This is a genomic window from Mesorhizobium sp. B2-4-12, from assembly GCF_006441575.1.
In the GTDB taxonomy this organism is placed as follows: domain Bacteria; phylum Pseudomonadota; class Alphaproteobacteria; order Rhizobiales; family Rhizobiaceae; genus Mesorhizobium.
In genome coordinates, this window is the sequence record NZ_VFVC01000001.1 from 114,677 (window position 1) to 133,580 (window position 18,904).

At 63.4% G+C, this 18,904-nt stretch carries 16 protein-coding genes; 4 read left to right on the top strand and 12 right to left on the bottom strand.

Annotated features, from left to right (window positions below):
* Nucleotides 1–79 precede the first annotated feature (79 nt).
* The 12 genes from FJ934_RS00580 to puuE all read right to left on the bottom strand — a co-directional run bounded on the left by FJ934_RS00580 (nucleotide 80) and on the right by puuE (nucleotide 13,216).
* Nucleotides 80–1,666 (bottom strand): ABC transporter substrate-binding protein, encoded by a 1,587-nt coding sequence (locus FJ934_RS00580; protein WP_140606712.1) that lies wholly within the window; start codon nucleotides 1,664–1,666, stop codon nucleotides 80–82.
* A gap of 113 nt (nucleotides 1,667–1,779) precedes the next feature.
* The gene (locus tag FJ934_RS00585; RefSeq protein WP_140606713.1) at nucleotides 1,780–3,435 is read right to left on the bottom strand and encodes an ABC transporter ATP-binding protein; all 1,656 of its coding nucleotides are present in this window, start codon (nucleotides 3,433–3,435) and stop codon (nucleotides 1,780–1,782) included.
* Nucleotides 3,435–4,259: an ABC transporter permease gene (locus FJ934_RS00590; protein ID WP_140606714.1), complete on the bottom strand. Its 825-nt coding sequence runs from the start codon at nucleotides 4,257–4,259 to the stop codon at nucleotides 3,435–3,437. Before FJ934_RS00590 ends, FJ934_RS00585 begins: the two co-directional genes overlap by 1 nt.
* 9 nt (nucleotides 4,260–4,268) lie before the next feature.
* Entirely contained in the window at nucleotides 4,269–5,228 is a 960-nt protein-coding gene (locus tag FJ934_RS00595; protein ID WP_140606715.1) for an ABC transporter permease, read from the bottom strand.
* Between the two features lie 16 nt (nucleotides 5,229–5,244).
* Nucleotides 5,245–6,831, bottom strand: a complete 1,587-nt coding sequence (locus FJ934_RS00600; protein WP_140606716.1) for an ABC transporter substrate-binding protein — start codon at nucleotides 6,829–6,831, stop codon at nucleotides 5,245–5,247.
* Between the two features lie 154 nt (nucleotides 6,832–6,985).
* On the bottom strand, nucleotides 6,986–8,971 hold the full coding sequence (locus FJ934_RS00605; protein WP_140606717.1) for a CocE/NonD family hydrolase: 1,986 nt from the start codon (nucleotides 8,969–8,971) through the stop codon (nucleotides 6,986–6,988).
* A gap of 79 nt (nucleotides 8,972–9,050) precedes the next feature.
* The gene (locus tag FJ934_RS00610; RefSeq protein ID WP_246671400.1) at nucleotides 9,051–9,476 is read right to left on the bottom strand and encodes a type II toxin-antitoxin system MqsA family antitoxin; all 426 of its coding nucleotides are present in this window, start codon (nucleotides 9,474–9,476) and stop codon (nucleotides 9,051–9,053) included.
* On the bottom strand, nucleotides 9,473–9,766 hold the full coding sequence (locus FJ934_RS00615) for a type II toxin-antitoxin system MqsR family toxin (RefSeq protein WP_140606718.1): 294 nt from the start codon (nucleotides 9,764–9,766) through the stop codon (nucleotides 9,473–9,475). Before FJ934_RS00615 ends, FJ934_RS00610 begins: the two co-directional genes overlap by 4 nt.
* 64 nt (nucleotides 9,767–9,830) lie before the next feature.
* Entirely contained in the window at nucleotides 9,831–10,424 is a 594-nt protein-coding gene (locus FJ934_RS00620; protein ID WP_140606719.1) for a nucleoside deaminase, read from the bottom strand.
* Nucleotides 10,421–10,927, bottom strand: a complete 507-nt coding sequence (locus FJ934_RS00625; RefSeq protein WP_140606720.1) for an ureidoglycolate lyase — start codon at nucleotides 10,925–10,927, stop codon at nucleotides 10,421–10,423. Before FJ934_RS00625 ends, FJ934_RS00620 begins: the two co-directional genes overlap by 4 nt.
* Nucleotides 10,924–11,787, bottom strand: coding sequence for a bifunctional allantoicase/(S)-ureidoglycine aminohydrolase (locus FJ934_RS00630; RefSeq protein WP_140606721.1), 864 nt, complete (start codon nucleotides 11,785–11,787; stop codon nucleotides 10,924–10,926). The genes FJ934_RS00625 and FJ934_RS00630 overlap by 4 nt, the downstream gene beginning before the upstream one ends.
* 10 nt (nucleotides 11,788–11,797) lie before the next feature.
* Nucleotides 11,798–13,216, bottom strand: coding sequence for an allantoinase PuuE (gene puuE / locus FJ934_RS00635; RefSeq protein ID WP_140606722.1), 1,419 nt, complete (start codon nucleotides 13,214–13,216; stop codon nucleotides 11,798–11,800).
* Nucleotides 13,217–13,398: 182 nt separating this feature from the next.
* Between puuE and uraH the strand changes: the two genes are divergently transcribed.
* From uraH to xdhC, 4 genes are all read left to right on the top strand, one after another.
* Nucleotides 13,399–13,773: a hydroxyisourate hydrolase gene (gene uraH, locus FJ934_RS00640; RefSeq protein ID WP_140606723.1), complete on the top strand. Its 375-nt coding sequence runs from the start codon at nucleotides 13,399–13,401 to the stop codon at nucleotides 13,771–13,773.
* A 3-nt stretch (nucleotides 13,774–13,776) separates the two neighbouring features.
* Entirely contained in the window at nucleotides 13,777–15,258 is a 1,482-nt protein-coding gene (xdhA, locus tag FJ934_RS00645; protein WP_140606724.1) for a xanthine dehydrogenase small subunit, read from the top strand.
* 214 nt (nucleotides 15,259–15,472) lie between these two features.
* Nucleotides 15,473–17,836, top strand: coding sequence for a xanthine dehydrogenase molybdopterin binding subunit (gene xdhB, locus FJ934_RS00655; RefSeq protein ID WP_140606726.1), 2,364 nt, complete (start codon nucleotides 15,473–15,475; stop codon nucleotides 17,834–17,836).
* A 62-nt stretch (nucleotides 17,837–17,898) separates the two neighbouring features.
* On the top strand, nucleotides 17,899–18,897 hold the full coding sequence (gene xdhC / locus FJ934_RS00660) for a xanthine dehydrogenase accessory protein XdhC (RefSeq protein WP_140606727.1): 999 nt from the start codon (nucleotides 17,899–17,901) through the stop codon (nucleotides 18,895–18,897).
* Nucleotides 18,898–18,904: the final 7 nt, after the last annotated feature.

The window sequence follows — 18,904 nt, forward strand, 5'->3', positions numbered from 1 at the left end:
ACTCCTCCATGCAATTCGGCGAAAAAGCGTGCGCCGCGTGTCGTTTGAACACGCGGCGCTATTCAGTCCCAGGGAGATATCAGGCGTTCAGCCAGCACTCGCCAAGCGCATAGCCGTCCATCATTTCACCGATCGGGTTCTTCACCCAGCCGCTGATCTTGCTGGTCGCGGCCGCGTCGATGAACTGGTTGAAGAATGGCACGATCAGCCCGCCTTCGTCGCGCATCAGGACGGCCATGTCGTGGTAGATCGCCTTGCGCTTGTCCTGGTCGAGTTCGCCGCGCGCCGCAAACAGCATCTTGTCGAATTCCGGCCGCTTGAAGCGTGTGTCGTTCCAGTCGGCGGTCGAGACATAGCCGGTGGAATACATCTGGTCCTGCGTCGGCCGCCCGCCCCAGTAGGAGAGCGAGAAGGGCTGCTTGTTCCAGACTTCCGACCAATAGCCGTCTCCCGGCTCGCGCTTGATCTCGATCTTGATGCCCGCCTTGGCGCAGGACTGCTGGTAGAGTTGGGCCGCGTCGACGGCGCCGGGGAAGGCGACGTCGGAGGTGCGCAGCAGGATGGAGCCGCTGTGACCCGACTTCTTGTAGGCTGCCGCGGCCTTCTCCGGGTCGAACTTGCGCTGTTCGATGGCGGTAAACAGGGGATAGGCCTCGTTGATCGGGAAGTCGTTGCCGACTGAGCCGTAGCCGCGCAGGATCTTCTCAAGCATTTCGTCGCGGTCGATGGCGAGCTTCAGCGCCATCCTCAGATCATTGTTGTCGAAGGGTGCCGTGTCGCAAAACATGTTGAACGGGTAATAGCCCCGGCCCGACACGTTCTCGATGCTGACGCCGGGAATGCGCTTGACCAGGTCGACGACCTTCGGCTCGATACGGTTGATCATGTGGACCTGGCCGCCCTGCAGCGCCGCCAGCCTGGCCGTGGCGTCGTTGATGACGACGATCTCGATCTGGTCGGCATGACCCGCTTTGTCGCCACGCCAGTAATTGGCGAAGCGCTCGCCGCCATGCCGCACGCCGGGCTGGTTGACCGTGACCTTGTAGGGACCGGCGCCGATGCCCGCGTTGGGGTTGTCTTTGCCGCCATTCGGCTGGATGACGAGGTGGTAGTCGGCCATCAGATAGGGGAAATCGGCGTCGGCGTCGCCGAGCGTGACGATGACTTCCTTGCCGCTGGCCTTGATGCCCTTGATGTTCTTGAGGACGCCGAGCGCGCCCGACTTCGATTTCTCGTCGGCGTGGCGCTCGAGCGTGGCGGCGACGTCTTCGGCGGCAACGGTCTTGCCATTGTGGAATTCGATGCCGTCGCGCACCTTGATCGTCCAGGTCTTGGCGTCCTTGGACGCGCCGATCTCCTCGGCGATCAGGTGCGTCAGGCTATTGTCCGGCATCAGCCTGACAAGATATTCGCCCCACTGCTTGCCAAAGCTGTAGGTGACCTGGCTGAGGTTCAGCGCCGGATCGAGGCTGTTGGTCGATTCGCCGCCCTGCAGGCCGGCCTTGAGGATGCCGCCCTTGACCGGCGTCTGTGCGAAGGCTTTCCCGGCCAGCGTCGTTGCCAGCGCCGCCGATACGCCCAGTGCCGCGGTGCGGCCAAGAAAGTCGCGACGCGATATCCGGCCCCGGCCGGCGAGTTCAGCGAGATGGTCGAGTTCAGTCTTCATGTCGTACCCCTTCTTGAAAAAAACAACGTCACACAGGCGACGCCCGTCCGAAGGACGGTGGCGTTCTTGTGTTGCATCTGGATGACGGCTGCCGTCCCTGATTCGGCCGATCGCTAATTCCCCGCACTTTCCATGCGCCGCCCCTTGATCGCCTTCTCCAGCCAGCCGATCTCCATTTCCGGAACCGACGACAGCAAAAGGTCGGTATAGGCGTCGAAAGGCGGTGTCAGCACCTTGCTCTTCGAGCCGTAGCGCACCACCTCGCCGCGATACATGACCGCGATCGAATCGGCGATCGACTTCACCGTCGCCAGATCGTGGGTGATGAACAGATAGGCGACCTTTTCGTGCTGCTGCAGGTTCAAGAGCAGTTTGAGGATGCCGTGTGCCACCAGCGGGTCGAGTGCGGACGTTACCTCGTCGCAGATGATCAGCTTGGGCTTGGCGGCCAGCGAGCGGGCGATGCAGACGCGCTGCTTCTGGCCGCCGGAAAGCTCGGCCGGATAGCGGTCGACAAAGCCCTTGCCCATCTCGATTTCGTCGAGCAGCTCGGCTACACGCCTGTCGCGCTCCCTGCCGCGCATGCCGAAATAGAATTCGAGCGGCCGGCCGATGATGGTGCCGACGGTCTGGCGCGGGTTCATCGCCACGTCGGCCATCTGGTAGATCATCTGCAGCTGGCGCAAATCCTCCTTCGGGCGGTCGGCAAGCCGGTTGGCCAGCGGGCGTCCATCGAAGGTGACCGTGCCTTGCTCAGGGGGCAAAAGCCCGGTGATGGCGCGCGCCAGCGTTGACTTGCCGGAGCCGGATTCGCCAACCACGGCCAGCGTCTGGCCGGGATAGATATCCACCGAGACGTTCTTCAATACCTTGACGTGGCCGCCGCCATAGGCGGCGGTGACGTTCTTGACCGACAGGAACGGCGTGGCGCCAGGGTTCTGCTCGGCATGTTCGATCTCATGCACCGAGACCAGGGCGTTGGTGTATTCCTGGCGCGGTTCCTTGATGATCTGGCGGGTGCCGCCCCATTCGACGAGCCGGCCATGGCGCAGCACCATGATCTCGTCGGAGACCTGGGCGACCACGGCAAGGTCGTGGGTGATGTAGAGCGCCGCCACATGGGTGTCGCGGATGGCATCCTTGATCGCCGACAACACGTCGATCTGCGTCGTCACGTCGAGCGCCGTCGTCGGTTCGTCGAAGACGATCAGGTCCGGCTCCGAGCACAGCGCCATCGCCGTCATCACACGCTGCAACTGGCCGCCCGAGACCTGGTGCGGAAAGCGTTCGCCGATGGTTTCGGGATTGGGCAGACTGAGCTTCTTGAACAGCGCGATGGCCCGCTTCTCGGCCTCGGCCCGTGTCGCCGTGCCGTGCAGCAGCGTTGCTTCCACCACCTGATCCATCAGCCTGTGCGCCGGATTGAAAGCCGCCGCCGCCGATTGCGCGACATAGCAGACCTCGCGGCCGCGCAGCTTGCGGAAACCTTCCTTGCCGCCTTTCAGGATGTCGCGGCCATTGAGAATGACTTCGCCGCCGGTGATGCGCACGCCGCCACGGCCATAACCCATCGACGACAGGCCGATGGTCGATTTGCCAGCACCGGACTCGCCGATCAGGCCGAGCACCTTGCCCTTCTCGAGCGTCAGCGAGACATCATGCACCAGCACGATGTTCCTTGGCGCCTCGCCGGGCGGGTATACCATCGCCTCGATGCGCAGGTTACGGATATCGAGCAGCACGCCGGGTTTCGCTTTGCTGTCTGCCATCACCCGCGTCCTCCCTTCAGGCTTGTCGTGCGGTTGAGAATCCAGTCGGCGACAAGGTTGACCGAGATGGCAAGGGCTGCAATGGCAGCCGCCGGAATGAGCGCCGCGGCTATGCCGAAGACGATGCCGTCCTTGTTCTCCTTGACCATGCCGCCCCAGTCGGCGTCAGGCGGTTGCACGCCAAGGCCGAGGAAGGACAGCGTCGACAGGAACAGCACCGCGTAGATGAAGCGCAGGCCGAGTTCGGAGACCAGCGGCGACAGCGCGTTTGGCAGGATTTCGCGGAAGATGATCCAGGTGCTGCCTTCGCCGCGCAGCTTCGCTGCCTCGACGTAATCCATGACGTTGATGTCGACGGCAACCGCGCGCGACAGGCGATAGACGCGGGTCGAGTCGAGAATGCCCATGACCAGGATCAGCGTCACCAGGTTCGTTGGCAGAACAGAGAGCACGACCAAGCCCATGATCAGCGTCGGGATCGACATCAAGAGGTCGACGAGGCGCGACAGGATGGTATCGAACCAGCCGCCGAACACCGCCGCCGAGAAGCCCAGTATGGCACCGAGCGAGAACGACAGCGCGGTGGCGAGAACGGCGATGAACAAGGTGATGCGGGCGCCGTAGATCATGCGGGACAACAGGTCGCGACCGAGATTGTCGGTACCCAGCCAATGCACAGCCGACATCGGTTCCCAGACGTCACCGACGATCTCGGCATTGTCGTGCGGCGAAATCCACGGTGCCAAGATCGCCGCCAGCACGAACAGGGCGGTCAGCACCAGGCCGATCAGGGCGGGGATGGGGATGCGTTTTATGTCAAGCATGCCCGCCCCTCACTTTGGATGTCTAAGACGCGGATTGGCGACGATCGCCGCAATGTCCGCGATGATGTTGAGGCTGATGTAGACGGCGGCGAAGATCAGGCCGACCGCCTGCACCACGGGCACGTCGCGCTTGGTGACGTGATCGACCAGATACTGCCCCATGCCGGGATAGACGAAGATCACCTCGACCACGACGACGCCGACGATGAGATAGGCGAGGTTGAGCATGACGACATTGATGATCGGCGCGATCGCGTTCGGGAAAGCGTGCTTGCGGATGACGGCGAAGGCCGAAAGCCCCTTGAGCTCCGCCGTTTCGACATAGGCCGACTGCATGACGTTGAGGATCGCCGCGCGGGTCATGCGCATCATGTGGGCAAGCACCACCAGCGTCAGTGCTGTCGCAGGCAGCGCGATCGCCTGCATCCGCTCGCCAAGGGGCATGCCGTCATAGACGGTCGAGATGGCGGGGAAGACCTGCCATTTCACGGCGAAGAAATAGACCAGGAGATAACCGACGAAGAATTCCGGGAAGGAGGTCGAGGCGAGCGCCAGCCCGGAGATCAACTTGTCGACCCAGCCATTGCGGTAGCGCACCGCGATCAGACCCAGGATGATCGCCAGCGGCACAGCCACGATCGCCGCCCAGAAGGCCAGGAACAGCGTGTTCCACAGCCGGTCCTTGATCGAGGTGGCAATATCTTGCCCGCTCGACATGGCCGTGCCGAGGTCGCCTGTGAGCACGCCGCCAAGCCAGCGGAAATACCTGATATAGGCCGGGTCGTTGAGCCCGAGCTGCTCGCGTAGATTGGCGAGCGACTCCGGCGTCGCCGACTGTCCGAGTATGGCTTGCGCGACGTCGCCGGGCAGGATCTGCGTGCCGGCGAAAATCAGGACCGATATGGCCAACAGAAGGAGGATGCCCAGCGCGATGCGCTGGGCAATTAGTTTCACAACGGGCGACGACATCTCTGCAAAGCCGGGCTCAGGCCTGCAGCCAGCACTTCGCCAAGGCGTAGCCGTTCATCAGTTCCTGGTGCGGATCGTCCACCCAGCCATCGACCTTGGCACCGGTGGCGTCGATGAACTGGTTGAACATCGGCAGGATGAGGCCGCCTTCGTCGCGCACCATGACAGCCATATCGTGGTACATCTGCTTGCGCTTGGCCTCGTCCAGCTCGGCGCGTGCGGCGAGAACCATCTTGTCGAAGTCCGGGCGCATGAAACGCGTGTCGTTCCAGTCGGCGGTCGACAGATAGGCGGTCGAGTACATCTGGTCCTGGGTCGAGCGGCCGCCCCAATAGGAGGCGCAGAACGGCTGCTTGTTCCAGACTTCGTTCCAGTAACCATCCCCGGGCTCGCGCTTGAGCTCGATCTTGATGCCGGCCTTGGCCGCGCTCTGCTGGAAAAGCTGGGACGCATCGACGGCGCCGGGGAAGGCGACGTCCGAGGTCCTCAGCAACACCGTGCCGTCATGACCGGACTTCTTGTAGTGGAACTTGGCCTTGTCGGGATCGTACTTGCGCTGCTCGATTTCGGTGAACAGCGGATAGGACGCGTTGATCGGGAAGTCGTTGCCGAGCGAGCCATAGCCGCGCAGCACCTTGGTCAGCATTTCTTCGCGGTCGATGGCGAGCTTCAGCGCCATGCGCAGGTCATTGTTGTCGAACGGCGCCGTGTTGCAATGCATGATGAACACGTAGTGGCCCGGACCGGCATGGTTGCGGATGGTCACGCCCGGCACGCGCTTGATCAGGTCGACGATCTTCGGCTCGACGCGGTTGATCATGTTGACCTGGCCGCCTTGCAGGGCCGCCGTGCGCGCCGTCGCGTCGTTGATGACGATGACCTCGATCTGGTCTGCGTGGCCCATCTTGTCGCCCTGCCAGTAGTTGGCGAAGCGCTCGCCGCCATGGCGCACACCGGGCTCGTTGGTCTTGACCACATAAGGGCCGGCCGAGATGCCGGCATCGGGCTTGTCCTTGCCGCCATTGGGCTGGACGATCAGGTGATAGTCGCTGAGCAGGTAAGGAAGGTCGGCGTTGGCTTCCTTGAGCGTCAGCACCACTTCCTTGCCATTGGCTTTGATGGTCTGGATGCCCTTCATGTAGCCGAGCGCGCCGGATTTCGACTTTTCGTCCGAATGGCGCTCGAGCGTGGCGGCGACGTCCTCGGCGGTCACGGTCTTGCCGTTGTGAAACTCGACGCCGTCGCGGATCTTCAGCGTCCACACCTTGGCGTCCTTGGACGAGCCGATCTCCTCGGCGATGCGGTTCTCGAGCTTACCCTCAGGCGACAGCTCGACGATCATTTCGCCCCAGCACTTGCCGAACGCGAACGGCACCTGCGTCATCATCAGCGCCGGATCGAGACTGTTGGTGGATTCACCGCCGACCAGGCCGGCCTTCAGCGTGCCGCCCTTGACCGGACCTGCCGCGCGCGCGGCGCTGGAAAGCAGTGCGTTGGCGAAGGGGGCGGCGATGCCGAGCGCGGCTGCCCGCCCGAGAAAATCACGACGGCTCAGTTTGCCGGACGCGACGCGCCGGCTAAGGAATTCCAGTTCGTTTGACATTTGAGTTCCTCACTCTGTTGGTTCGACTCTGCGGTCGATTTTCTTGCTTCTTGTTAAAGGGAATAATGACCGCAAGAGAAAGCGGTAAGCAAGACCGAATGCGACATGCCGTGGCGTAAATCGCACGTCGCTTTTGGACCAACAGGTTCGGCGTTCAAACCAGTGCGCGCGGGACCTTTTCCTCGAAATTGCGCTCGAAGACGAGTCTTTCCCCCTCGTAGGCTTCGATTCTGGCACTGACGATGAAATATTCAGCGTCCGATCGCATCTCCGCCCATGTCTCGGTGCGCACCGACCATCCATTTCGCGACAGGGTCTGTGTCCAGTGCGTCTTGCCCGAGGCTGACAAAGGATTGTCAGGATGGATCGCCCAGGTCTCGCGCACAATGCTGCCATTGGCCAGGCCATGGTCGAGATCACGGACTTCGCCGAAGTCGTCCGTTATCGAAAGCGCGACAATTCCGGTCTTTTCGTCGCGATCGACATGGCGCTCGGACTTGGCGGGCCGAACCGTCTCGGTCGCCCAGGGTGTAGCGCCTTCCGGCTCGGCGAACGTTACTTCGTCGCCCGCCGCCAGCGGGCGCAGCGGCAGGGATAGCGCGGCGGCCGACAAGGTCAGCTGGACCGGCTCCGGCGAGGGCCAGATGGCGGGCCAATAGGCGTTCGACACCGCGATGCGCAGGCGGTGGCCGGCGGGCACCCGGTAGGCGCACTGATCGAGCACCACGCGCGCCGACGCGGTTTCGCCCGGCGCCAACGCTTCGGGGAATTCGTGCGAGTTGCGGTGCGTCAGATTGAGCACGCCATAGGAGATCAATTCCGAAGCGCCGTCGGGATGCACGTCGCACAGCCGGATCGCAATATTGGCCTGCGGGCGGTCGGAAGCGAGCGTGACCCGAACTTCCGGCGCACCGACGATGTCGATGGCCTCGGTAAGTTCCGGCTGGTCGAAACACACCGACAGCGCATCGTCAAGGCGCTGGTCGCCCGGCAGTTCCGGGCCGAAGGTGAACGGAAAATACTCGCCGCCGGCGAGCCCGCAGCTTTGCGGCGAGGCGACTATGGCCGGCCTGCCGCCGACGGGGATCAGCTCGATCGAATGCGCCTTGATGGCTGGCGACGGCCATTGCTTCTCCGCCACCCAGCGGCCTGGCCGTTCCGGGTGCCAGCGTGCCGGGCGCACGCTGTCCATCACATAGGCACGGTAGGCGGGATCAGCCTCGACGCCGGTCTCTGAACCCTTCAGCCAATGGTCCCACCAGCGCAGCGCTTCCTGCAGGAAGCCGATGGCCGGCTGCGGCCCGGCATAATGCGGGTATTTGTGGATCCAAGGACCGACGATGCCCTTGACCGGCGCCTCGATGTTGGTGACGAGATGAGAGATCGTGTTGCGATAGCCGTCATGCCAGCCGCCGATCGACAGCACGGCCGCCTTGACCGCCGAGAAATCCTCGCAGATCGAACCGCGTTTCCAGTAGGCGTCGCGGTGCTGGTGGCTGAGCCACAGGGGCAGCAGGAAAGGCTGGTTCTCCAGCCGGCTGAGCCACAAATCGCGCCAGCGGTTGCCACCGGCAATCAGCGGATCCGGCGGCCGCGACGAATAGGAAAGCATCGTCGAGGCCCAGCCGAAATTTTCCAGCAGCAGGCAGCCGCCCTTGTAGTGGATGTCGTCGGCATAACGGTCAACGGTCGAGCACAGGCTGATCACCGCCTTCAGCGCCGGAGGCTGCTTGGCCGCCACCTGCAGGCAGTTGAAGCCGCCCCAGGAGATGCCCATCATGCCGACATTGCCGTTGCACCAGGGCTGCGCCGCCGCCCAGGCGATGACATCACAGGCGTCCTGCAGTTCCTGCTCGGAATATTCGTCGTCCATCAGCCCTTCGGAATCGCCATTGCCGCGCATGTCGACGCGGATCGAGGCATAGCCGTGGCCGGCAAAATAGGGATGCGTCAGCTGATCGCGAAAGATCGTGCCGTCGCGCTTGCGGTAGGGCAGATGTTCGAGGATTGCCGGCACCGGATCGTCGCCGGCATCTTCCGGCATCCACACACGCGCCGACAGCCGGCAGCCATCCGGCATGACGATGCCCATGTCGGGAAATTCGACGACCTTGCGGGGAAATTCGGTGACGATTTTCATGGCGCGCATAACGCCCCGTCGCGCCGCAACTTTCAATCGCGATTCGCGACTGGAGCAGCGAATTATGCGACCTGTGCCGCTACCGCAATTCATCCAGCAGTTCGGGGTGCCTTTCAAGCAGGGTCATCAGTTGAATGGTCGGGCCACTCGGCTCGATCAAACCGCGTTCATATTTGTCGAAGGCGTTCTCGCCAACCTTGAACAGAGATCCCGCCTCGCGCTGCGACAGTTTGAGTTTCGTGCGGACACGACGGATGGTTGCAGGGGCGGGGACACCGTCGATCTTTTCCTTGAGAACGCGCAGAGCCGCGTCGACAGCGATCATGTCGTCTCCGACATGCACGCCTTCGCCGCCCGATGCCGGATAGTAACCTGGCAGGTCGACAATCATGCTTTCGCCCTTATAGGTCACGGTGAATGGACGCACTCCGCGCATCAGCGGTTCTCCGGTTTCGGGAGAGATCATCGTATTCGTTTCACTGCTTTCTCTCGTCGCCATGGTCATTTCTCCTTGAACGACATAATCGTGAATTCGGTCACGACATCCGCCTGGAATTTCACGTACAGGATCAGGTCGCGTGGCGGGACATGATAGACATCCTGCCAGACCCGATGATCCGCGAAGGTAGTCATCGACTTTACGAACATCTTTCGCCGCCGATCACCTCGACCACGCCCGCGCGATCGAAACCAAGGCCAATGGCGCAGCGCCGATGTTGTGATTGCCACCGTATCGACAGACCCAAATGTCGTCTTGATCACATCAAGATCATAAGCAGGCCTGCGCTTCTCCATGGCGCAATATGCCCCCATAAAGGGGGCAATTCAAGAGACGATAATCTGCGAAATTCCGCGACCTTCAATTCAGCGGGATGTCGTTCTCGGCCTTGCTTGCCTGGTAGGCGTCCGACAGCTCGTCATAGCGCGCCGAGATTTTCCCGATGCGCGCTTCCAGCCGCTGGCGTTCGGCCTCGGGCAACGCCCGCACCAGTCTGCGTATGGAAAAGCTCTTCCAGTAGGCGTTCTCGGCATTGTAGCCGCCCGGATCGAGGGTGAAGACCTCTTTCAGGATTTTCAGGTCATGCGGAATGGCGAAGCTGTCACGCGAATCCTCGTGGCTGAACAGGTAGTAGAAATTGTCGAAGCCCGTCCAGGTGATCGCCGACAGGCAGAGCGAGCAGGGCTCGTGCGTGGCAAGGAAAATGGCGTCCTTGGTGTCGACGCGCTCGGCCTTGGGCATCTCGTAAAAGCGCTTCAGGCAATGCACCTCGCCGTGCCAGAGCGGGTTTTCGATCTCGTTGTTGGTTTCTGCCAGCACGAGCGAGTGGTCGGCTTTCCGCAGGATCGCCGCGCCGAACAGCTTGTTGCCATGCGCGACGCCATCCGCCGTCTTCGGCACGATGTCGTGCTCGACGACGTCGAGCAGGCGGTCGATCAGCGAAATCTCGGTCATGACTGGGTCTCGTCGGGAAGATGGATCTCATAGGCGTGCGAGAAATGGAATTCCTCGAGGTTTGAGCCGTCGCCGCCGCGGTCGACGATCAGGAAATCCTGAGGCTCGCCGATCGGCGTCAGCACGCCATGCCAGAGATTGCGGGAATGGTTGATGCCTTGTCCGGGCGCGGTGATGAAGGCGTGCGGTTCGCCTGGGCCTTCCTTGCCGTCATGGCATACGACGACCAGGAACGGGCGCGGCGACAGCGGAATGAACGCCTGGCTGCCGAAGGGGTGGCGCTCGACCATGGTCAGCTTCAGCGGCATCTCGTAAGGCGTACCGCGCACCATCGAGATCAGCACCCGGGCGTTAGGCCCTGTCGCTTCGGCGGTCGCCAGAGCATGGTAGCGCTCGGCCTTGCCGCCATTGATCGGATAGTGGTTGTCGCCGCCCATCTCGATGACGTCGCCGAACCCGGCAAAGGCCTCGCGGGTCAACGGCCGAGCCGTGATGCGGGTCACCGCGCGCGCCCGCCGATACCCGCCCCGCCGAGCTTGGCGTGCCGGTTGACGTCCTTGTAGAGCAGATAGCGGAATTTGCCGGGGCCGCCGGCGTAGCAGGCCTGCGGGCAGAAGGCGCGCAGCCACATGAAGTCGCCGGCCTCGACCTCGACCCAGTCCTGGTTAAGGCGATAGACGGCCTTGCCTTCGAGCACGTAGAGGCCGTGCTCCATGACATGCGTCTCGGCAAACGGGATGACGGCGCCGGGCTCGAGCGTGACGATGGTCATGTGCATGTCGTGGCGCAGATCGGCGGGGTCGACGAAGCGCGTCGTTGCCCAGCGGCCCTCGGTGCCGGGCATCGGCGTCGGCGTGATCTCCTGCTCGTTGGTGAAGAAGGCTTCCGGCGTGTCGAGACCGTCGACCACCTCGTAAGCCTTGCGAATCCAGTGGAAACGAGCGGCAGCCTTGGCCTCGTTGTGAACCGTCCAGCCGCTGCCTGGCGGCAGGAAGGCAAAGCCGCCGGGCCTTAAGTTATGCTTCTTGCCGGCGAGCATAACCGTCAGTTCGCCCTCGACCACGAACAGCGCGCCCTCGGCGCCTGCATCGGGCTCGGGCCTGTCGCTGCCGCCGCCGGGCGCGACCTCGACAATGTATTGCGAGAACGTCTCGGCAAAACCGGACAACGGACGCGACAATATCCAGACGCGGGTCTTGTCCCAGAATGGCAGGGCGCTGGTGACGATGTCCTGCATCACGCCCTTGGGAATGACGGCATAGGCCTCGGTGAAGACGGCGCGGCCGGTCAAAAGCTCGGTCTGGCCGGAATGGCCGCCCTGCGGTGCGTAGTAGGTGCGCTCGGGCATCCTGATCGTATCCATGGGTTCAAACCTATTGCGGTAGCATGTCCCTGAGGCGGAGCAGCGCGATGCGCTCGACCTGTTTACAGGCGGTCTCGAATTCCACGCTGCGGCTGTTGCCGATGCGCGCCTCGAATTCCGCCAGGATTTCCTCCTTGGTCTTGCCCTTCACCGCGATGATGAAGGGGAAGCCGAAAGTGGTGACGTAGGCGGCGTTGAGCTTGGAGAACAACTCGCGTTCCTTGTCGGTCAGCGCGTCGAGCCCGGCCGACGCCTGCTCCCGGGTCGATTCCGCCGTCAGCCGCTTGGCCTTGGCCAGCTTGCCGGCAAGGTCGGGATGGGCGTTGAGCACGCCGAGCCGCTGGGTCTCGCTTGCGGCACGGAAGATGCGGCAGAGCGCATTGTGCAGGCCACCTGATGTATCGTGCGCCGGACCGAGCTCCAGCTCATAGGCCCGCTCCGCGATCCAGGGCGAATGCTCGAACACGCCGCCAAAGGCGTGCACGAATGTTTCAAACTCCATCTTCGATGGTCTGAGTGCCGCCGGCCTGTAGGGATGGTTCTCTTGCCAATGGCGGGCGATGTCGACGCGCCGCGCCAGCCAGACCTTGTCGTGCGATTTCACATAGTCGACGAAACGCTTCAGCGCCGCTACCCGGCCCGGCCGCCCGACGAGGCGGCAGTGCAGGCCGATATTCATCATGCGCGGCCGCCCGGCCTTGCCCTCGGCATAGAGCGTGTCGAAACTGTCCTTCAGATAGGCATAGAACTGGTCGCCTGAATTGAAGCCCTGCGGCGTGGCGAAGCGCATGTCGTTGGCGTCGAGCGTATAGGGGATGATGAGCTGCGTGCCGCCCTCGTGCTCGAACCAGTAGGGCAGCTCGTCGTCATAGGTGTCCGACACATAGTCGAAGCCGCCTTCTTCAGCCACCAGGCGCACCGTGTTGACGGATGTGCGGCCCGTATACCAGCCGGTCGGGCGCTGGCCGGTCACCTCATAATGCAGTTTGATCGCCGCTTCGAGGTCGCGGCGCTCGTCTTCGGCGCTGTGGTCGCGGTAGTCGATCCATCTCAGCCCATGCGAGGCGACTTCCCAGCCGGCTTCCTGCATGGCCGTAACCTGGTCCGGCGAGCGGGCGAGCGCTGTGGCTACGCCATAGCAGGTCACGGGGACCTCGGCCTCGCTAAACAGCCGAAGCAGCCGCCAGAAGCCGGCGCGGGCGCCATATTCGTAGATCGATTCCATGTTCCAGTGGCGCTGGCCGAGCCACGGCGCGGCGCCGACGATCTCCGATAGGAAGGCTTCCGAGGCCTTATCCCCATGCAGAACGCAGTTCTCGCCGCCCTCTTCGTAGTTGACGACGAACTGCACGGCGACATGGGCACCGCCAGGCCATTTCGGATCCGGCGGATTGGCTCCATAGCCGCGCATGTCCCTGGTGTAACGCATCGTCCCTCCCGCCGGCATGGCCCGAAGTATGATCAGGATATCGAAAGGGTGCTTCTCGCATTCCCCCGAAAATTTTTGAAAGTGTTTTTGTCGCACTCCGCTCGACCGGGACTTATGCATCGCCTTTAATTGGCGCACAATTCATCAATATTGTTCTGTTGTACCAGCATGGGAGGCGGCCAGTGGCAGAAACGTCGAAAGCCGATGGCGGTCGTCTGACGACGCACGTCCTGGACACGGCCACCGGCAGGCCGGCGGCGGGATTGTCGATCGCGCTCTACCGTCTCGACGGCGACGCGCGGGCACATCTGAAGACAGTTACCACCAATGCCGATGGCCGCTGCGACGCGCCGCTGCTCGCAGGCAGTGAATTCCGCGCCGGTGAATACGAGCTGGTGTTCGCGGCAGGCGACTACCTGCGCGGCCAGGGCACGAAACTGCCAAAGCCGGCCTTCCTCGATAGCGTGCCGATCCGCTTCGGCATGGCGGAGGCAGTGCATTATCATGTACCGTTGCTGATCTCGCCCTACGGCTATTCCACCTACAGGGGGAGTTGAGGCATGGCCAAGGTCAATATCCGCAACGAGATCCGCTTCATCCTCAATGGCAGCGATGTCGTGCTGTCGTCCGTGTCGCCCGACGCGACCTTGCTCGACTGGCTGCGGCTCGACCGTTCGCTGCGCGGCACCAAGGAAGGCTGCGCCGAGGGCGATTGCGGTGCCTGTACCGTGCTGGTCGGCAAGCTTTCGGCCGATGGCCTGGTCTATGAAAGCGTCAATGCCTGCATCCGCTTCCTTGGCTCGCTCGACGGCACCCATGTCGTCACCGTCGAGCATCTGCGCGGGGAACCTGGCCAGTTGCATCCCGTCCAGCAGGCGATGGTCGATTTCCATGGCTCGCAATGCGGCTTCTGCACCCCGGGCTTCGTCATGTCGCTCTATGGGCTGTGGATGAAGTCGCCGGACCCATCGGATGCGGCGATCGAAAAGGCTTTGCAAGGCAATCTCTGCCGCTGCACCGGCTACGAGGCGATCATGCGTGCCGCGCACGCCATCTCCAGCTACGGCAAGGCGGCGAACGACCCGCTCGCCACGGAGCGTCAGGACATTACCGCACGACTGCAGGCGCTTGATGACCGAGCCCGGATCGAAATCGGGTCGGGCAAGGCGCGGCTAATCGTGCCGACCGATGTCGACGATCTCGCCACGGTGTTGGATAAGGAACCCGGCGCCACCATCGTCGCCGGTTCGACCGATGTCGGCCTGTGGGTGACCAAGCACATGCGCGACATCTCGCCGGCGATTTTCATCGGCGATCTCGACGGGCTTTGCACCATTTCGGAAGATGACGGCGTGATAACGATTGGCGCCGGCGTCACCTACACCGAAGCCTTCTCGACGCTGTCGAAACGCATCCCGGCGCTCGGGCCGCTGTTCGACCGCATCGGCGGCGAACAGGTGCGCAACATGGGCACTATCGGCGGCAACATCGCCAACGGCTCGCCGATCGGCGATACGCCACCGCCGCTGATCGCGCTTGGCGCGCGGCTGACACTGCGCAAGGGCGACAAGCGGCGCACGATCCCGCTGGAAACCTTCTTCATCGCCTACGGCAAACAGGACAGGCAGCCCGGTGAGTTCGTCGAGGCCGTCGACGTTCCGGTGCCGGCCAAGGGCACAAAGTTCGCTGTCTATAAGATCACGAAGCGCCGCGACGAAGACATCACGGCGGCCCTCGGCGCCTTTTTCCTGACGGTCGCCAAGGACGGCACGGTCGCGGATGTGCGCATTGCCTATGGCGGAATGGCGGCGACGCCGAAGCGAGCGTCGGCCGTCGAACAGGCCTTGCTGAGCAAGCCGTGGACCGAACAGACGGTCGAGGCTGCAATGGCCGAATACGCCAAGGATTTCACGCCGCTGACCGATATGCGGGCAAGCGCCGAATACCGGGCTCTGGCGGCTCGTAATCTTCTCTTGCGGTTCTTTGCCGAGACCAGCGGCACAAGCGAGCCGATCCAGGTTTCAAGGCACGAGGCAGCGTGATGGGCTTGCAGATCAACTCATTCGGCCAAGGGACCGGACGGTCGCGAATAGCGTCCTTCTCTCCGTTCACGGGGAGAAGATGCCGGCAGGCAGATGAGGGGCGGCGCCGTGCTGTGCCAGCTGCCGGAAACTTATCAGCCTTGGCGCGGCCCCTCATCCGGCCCTCCGGGCCACCTTCTCCCCCTGAACGGGGAGAAGGGAAAAGAGGCGCTCGATGAACAAGCACGCTGCCCCCAACCTCAAGGCCGAAAAAATCACCGGCGGCGTCGCCACCGACCAGCGGCATGATTCCGCGCACAAACATGTCAGCGGAACAGCGGTCTACATCGACGACATGCCGGAGCCGGCCGGCACGCTGCATGTCGGCCTCGGCCTGTCCAAGGTGGCGCACGGCATTCTCAGGAGCGTCGACCTGTCGGCGGTGCGGACCGCCGCTGGGGTCGTCGATGTCCTGACCTATGCCGACGTGCCCGGCGAGAACGATGTTTCGCCCAGCAACATGCATGACGACCCGGTGCTCGCCGAAGGCAAGGTGCAGTTCTTTGGCCAGCCGATCTTCGCCGTGATCGGCGAGACGCGTGAGGCCGCGCGCCACGCGGCGCGCCTGGCCAGAATCGAGTATGAAGAACTGCCTGCCGTGATCGGCATCTGGGATCTCGATCCGGTCAACGACAAGCAGGTGACCACGCCGCTGATCTTGCGCCGCGGCGATGCGGCCGCGGCCATCGCGGCAGCGCCACGCCGCATCAAGAACCGCATGTGGGTCGGCGGCCAGGATCATTTCTACCTCGAAGGCCAGGTGTCGCTGGCAATCCCCGGCGAGGACGATGAAGTGACCGTCTACTGCTCGACCCAGGGGCCGAGCGAGACGCAGCATCTGGTGGCCCACACGCTCGGCGTGCCGAGTCACGCGGTGACGGTGGAAGTGCGCCGCATGGGCGGCGGCTTCGGCGGCAAGGAAACGCAGGCAAACCAGTGTGCCGCGATCGCCGCCATCGCGGCCAAGAAGCTGAAGCGCGCGGTCAAGATCCGCCTCGACCGCGACGAGGACATGACCGCCACCGGCAAGCGGCATGATTTTGCCATCGACTATGAAGTCGGCTTCGACGACGAGGGCAATATTCTCGGCGTCGACTTCACCTACGCCTTGCGCTGCGGCTTCTCCGCCGATCTGTCCGGGCCGGTCGGCGACCGGGCGCTGTTCCACTGCGACAACGCCTATTTCTACCCGAACGTGCTGGCCAAATCGGCGCCGCTTTACACCAACACCGTCTCCAACACCGCCTTTCGCGGTTTCGGCGGCCCGCAAGGCATGGTCGGCGCCGAGCGTGTCATCGACGAGGTGGCTTTCGCTGTCGGCAAGGATCCGCTCGAAATCCGCAAACTGAATTTCTATGACCCGATGGAAGCGATCGGCGGCCGCAATGTCACGCCCTATCACCAGAAGGTCGAGGACTGCATCATCCAGCGCATCGTCGCCGAACTCGAGGAAAGTGCCAGTTACGCGCGGCGCAGGCGCGAAATTTCAGCCTTCAACGCCAACAGCCGCTTCATCAAGCGCGGCCTGGCGCTGACGCCGGTGAAGTTCGGCATTTCCTTCACCAAGACCGAGTCCAACCAGGCTGGCGCGCTGGTGCATGTCTATGCCGATGGTTCGGTGCACATGAACCATGGCGGCACCGAAATGGGCCAGGGCCTGCACCTCAAGGTGGCGCAGGTCGTTGCGGAAGAATTCCAGATCGACCTCGACCGGGTGAAGATCACCGCCACCACCACCGCCAAGGTGCCGAACACCGCGCCGACGGCGGCGTCATCGGGCGCCGACCTCAACGGCATGGCGGCGCAGAATGCAGCGCGCCAGATTCGCCAGCGGTTGACCGATTTCGCCGCCGAAAAGTACCAGGTGCCGATCGATCAGGTGGTGTTCCTGCCCAACCGGGTGCGGGTCGGCAACCAGGAGGTCAGCTTCAACGACCTGATCAAGCAGGCCTATATTGCGCGCGTCCAGCTTTCGGCCGCCGGCTTCTACAAGACCCCGAAAATCCATTGGGACCGCAGCAAGGGCCAGGGCCATGCCTTCTATTACTACGCCTATGGCGCGGCCTGCGCGGAGGTGTCGGTCGACACGCTGACCGGCGAATATGTCGTCGAGCGCGCCGATATCCTGCACGATTGCGGCCGGTCGCTGAACCAGGCGATCGATATCGGCCAGGTCGAGGGCGGCTTCATCCAGGGCATGGGTTGGTTGACGACGGAAGAGCTGTGGTGGGACGACAAGGGCCGGCTGCGCACGCATGCGCCCTCGACCTACAAGATCCCGCTGGCGTCGGATCGCCCGAAGATTTTCAATGTGGCGCTGACCGACTGGTCGCAAGCCTATGAGCCGACCATCCATCGCTCCAAGGCGGTGGGCGAGCCGCCGCTGCCGCATGGCATGGCGGTCCTGCACGCGCTGTCCGATGCGGTTGCCAGCGTTGCCGACCACAAGATCTGCCCGCGTCTCGATGCGCCGGCAACGCCGGAACGCGTGCTGATGGCGATCGAGCGGCTGAAGAACGAGGTCAAGGCCGGCGACTGAAGGCCGGCAAACGTGCAATCCCAGCCGAAAAACCCTATATTGCCTGTTCGGGAACGTGAACCATGAACTCGAAAGTGCAAAGCCTGAAAGCCTTTCTCGGCAGCACCGGCCGGCTTGCCCTGGTCGAGGTGGCCGGGACAAGAGGCTCGACGCCGCGTGAGAAGGGCGCCTTCATGCTCGTCTCGGCGTCGGCGATCTTTGGCACGATCGGCGGCGGCCAGCTTGAATATATGGCGATCGACAGGGCACGGCAGATGGTTGGGTCTTCACCCTCCCCCTTGTGGGGAGGGTCGGCCGGCAAGGCCGGCCGGGGTGGGGGCGCAGCGTCCGGAGAACCCCCACCCCGGACGACTGCGTCGTCCGACCCTCCCCACAAGGGGGAGGGTGAAGAAACCCGCATCGAGGTCGACGAAGTCTGCGCCACGCTGGATGTGCCGCTGGGGCCAGAAATCGGCCAATGCTGCGGCGGGCGCGTGGAGGTGCTGATCCGGCTGGTCGATGCCGCACTCGCCGCCGAATTGGTGGCGGCCGCCGAAGCCGAGGAGGCGCATCTGCCGCATGTCTATATCTTCGGTGGCGGCCATGTCGGCCAGGCGCTGGCGTCGACGGTAGCGCTTCTTCCCGTCCACGGCGTCGTCATCGAGACACGCGCCGAGGCGCTGGAAGGCATGCCGGAAACCGTCGAGACGCGGCTGACCCCGATGCCCGAGGCCGAGGTGCGCAACGCCCCGGCCGGCACCGCCTTCGCCATCCTCACCCACGATCATGCGCTCGATTTCCTGATCGTCGCCGAAGCGTTGAAACGTGACGACGCGGCCTATGTTGGCATGATCGGCTCGAAGACCAAGAAGGCCACATTCAGGAACTGGTTCCTAAAGTCGGCCGACGGCAGCGAAGCGGAATTTGCCCGCCTCGTCTCGCCGATCGGCGGCGATGCCGTCAAGGACAAGCGCCCGCCGGTGATCGCCGCACTCGCCGCCGCCGAGATCATGACGGCGCTGGTCGTGCACGGGGCGGCCTCAAGTGCCGACCGTCCCCATGACAGGGTGATGGCGAGCTAAGCTTGCG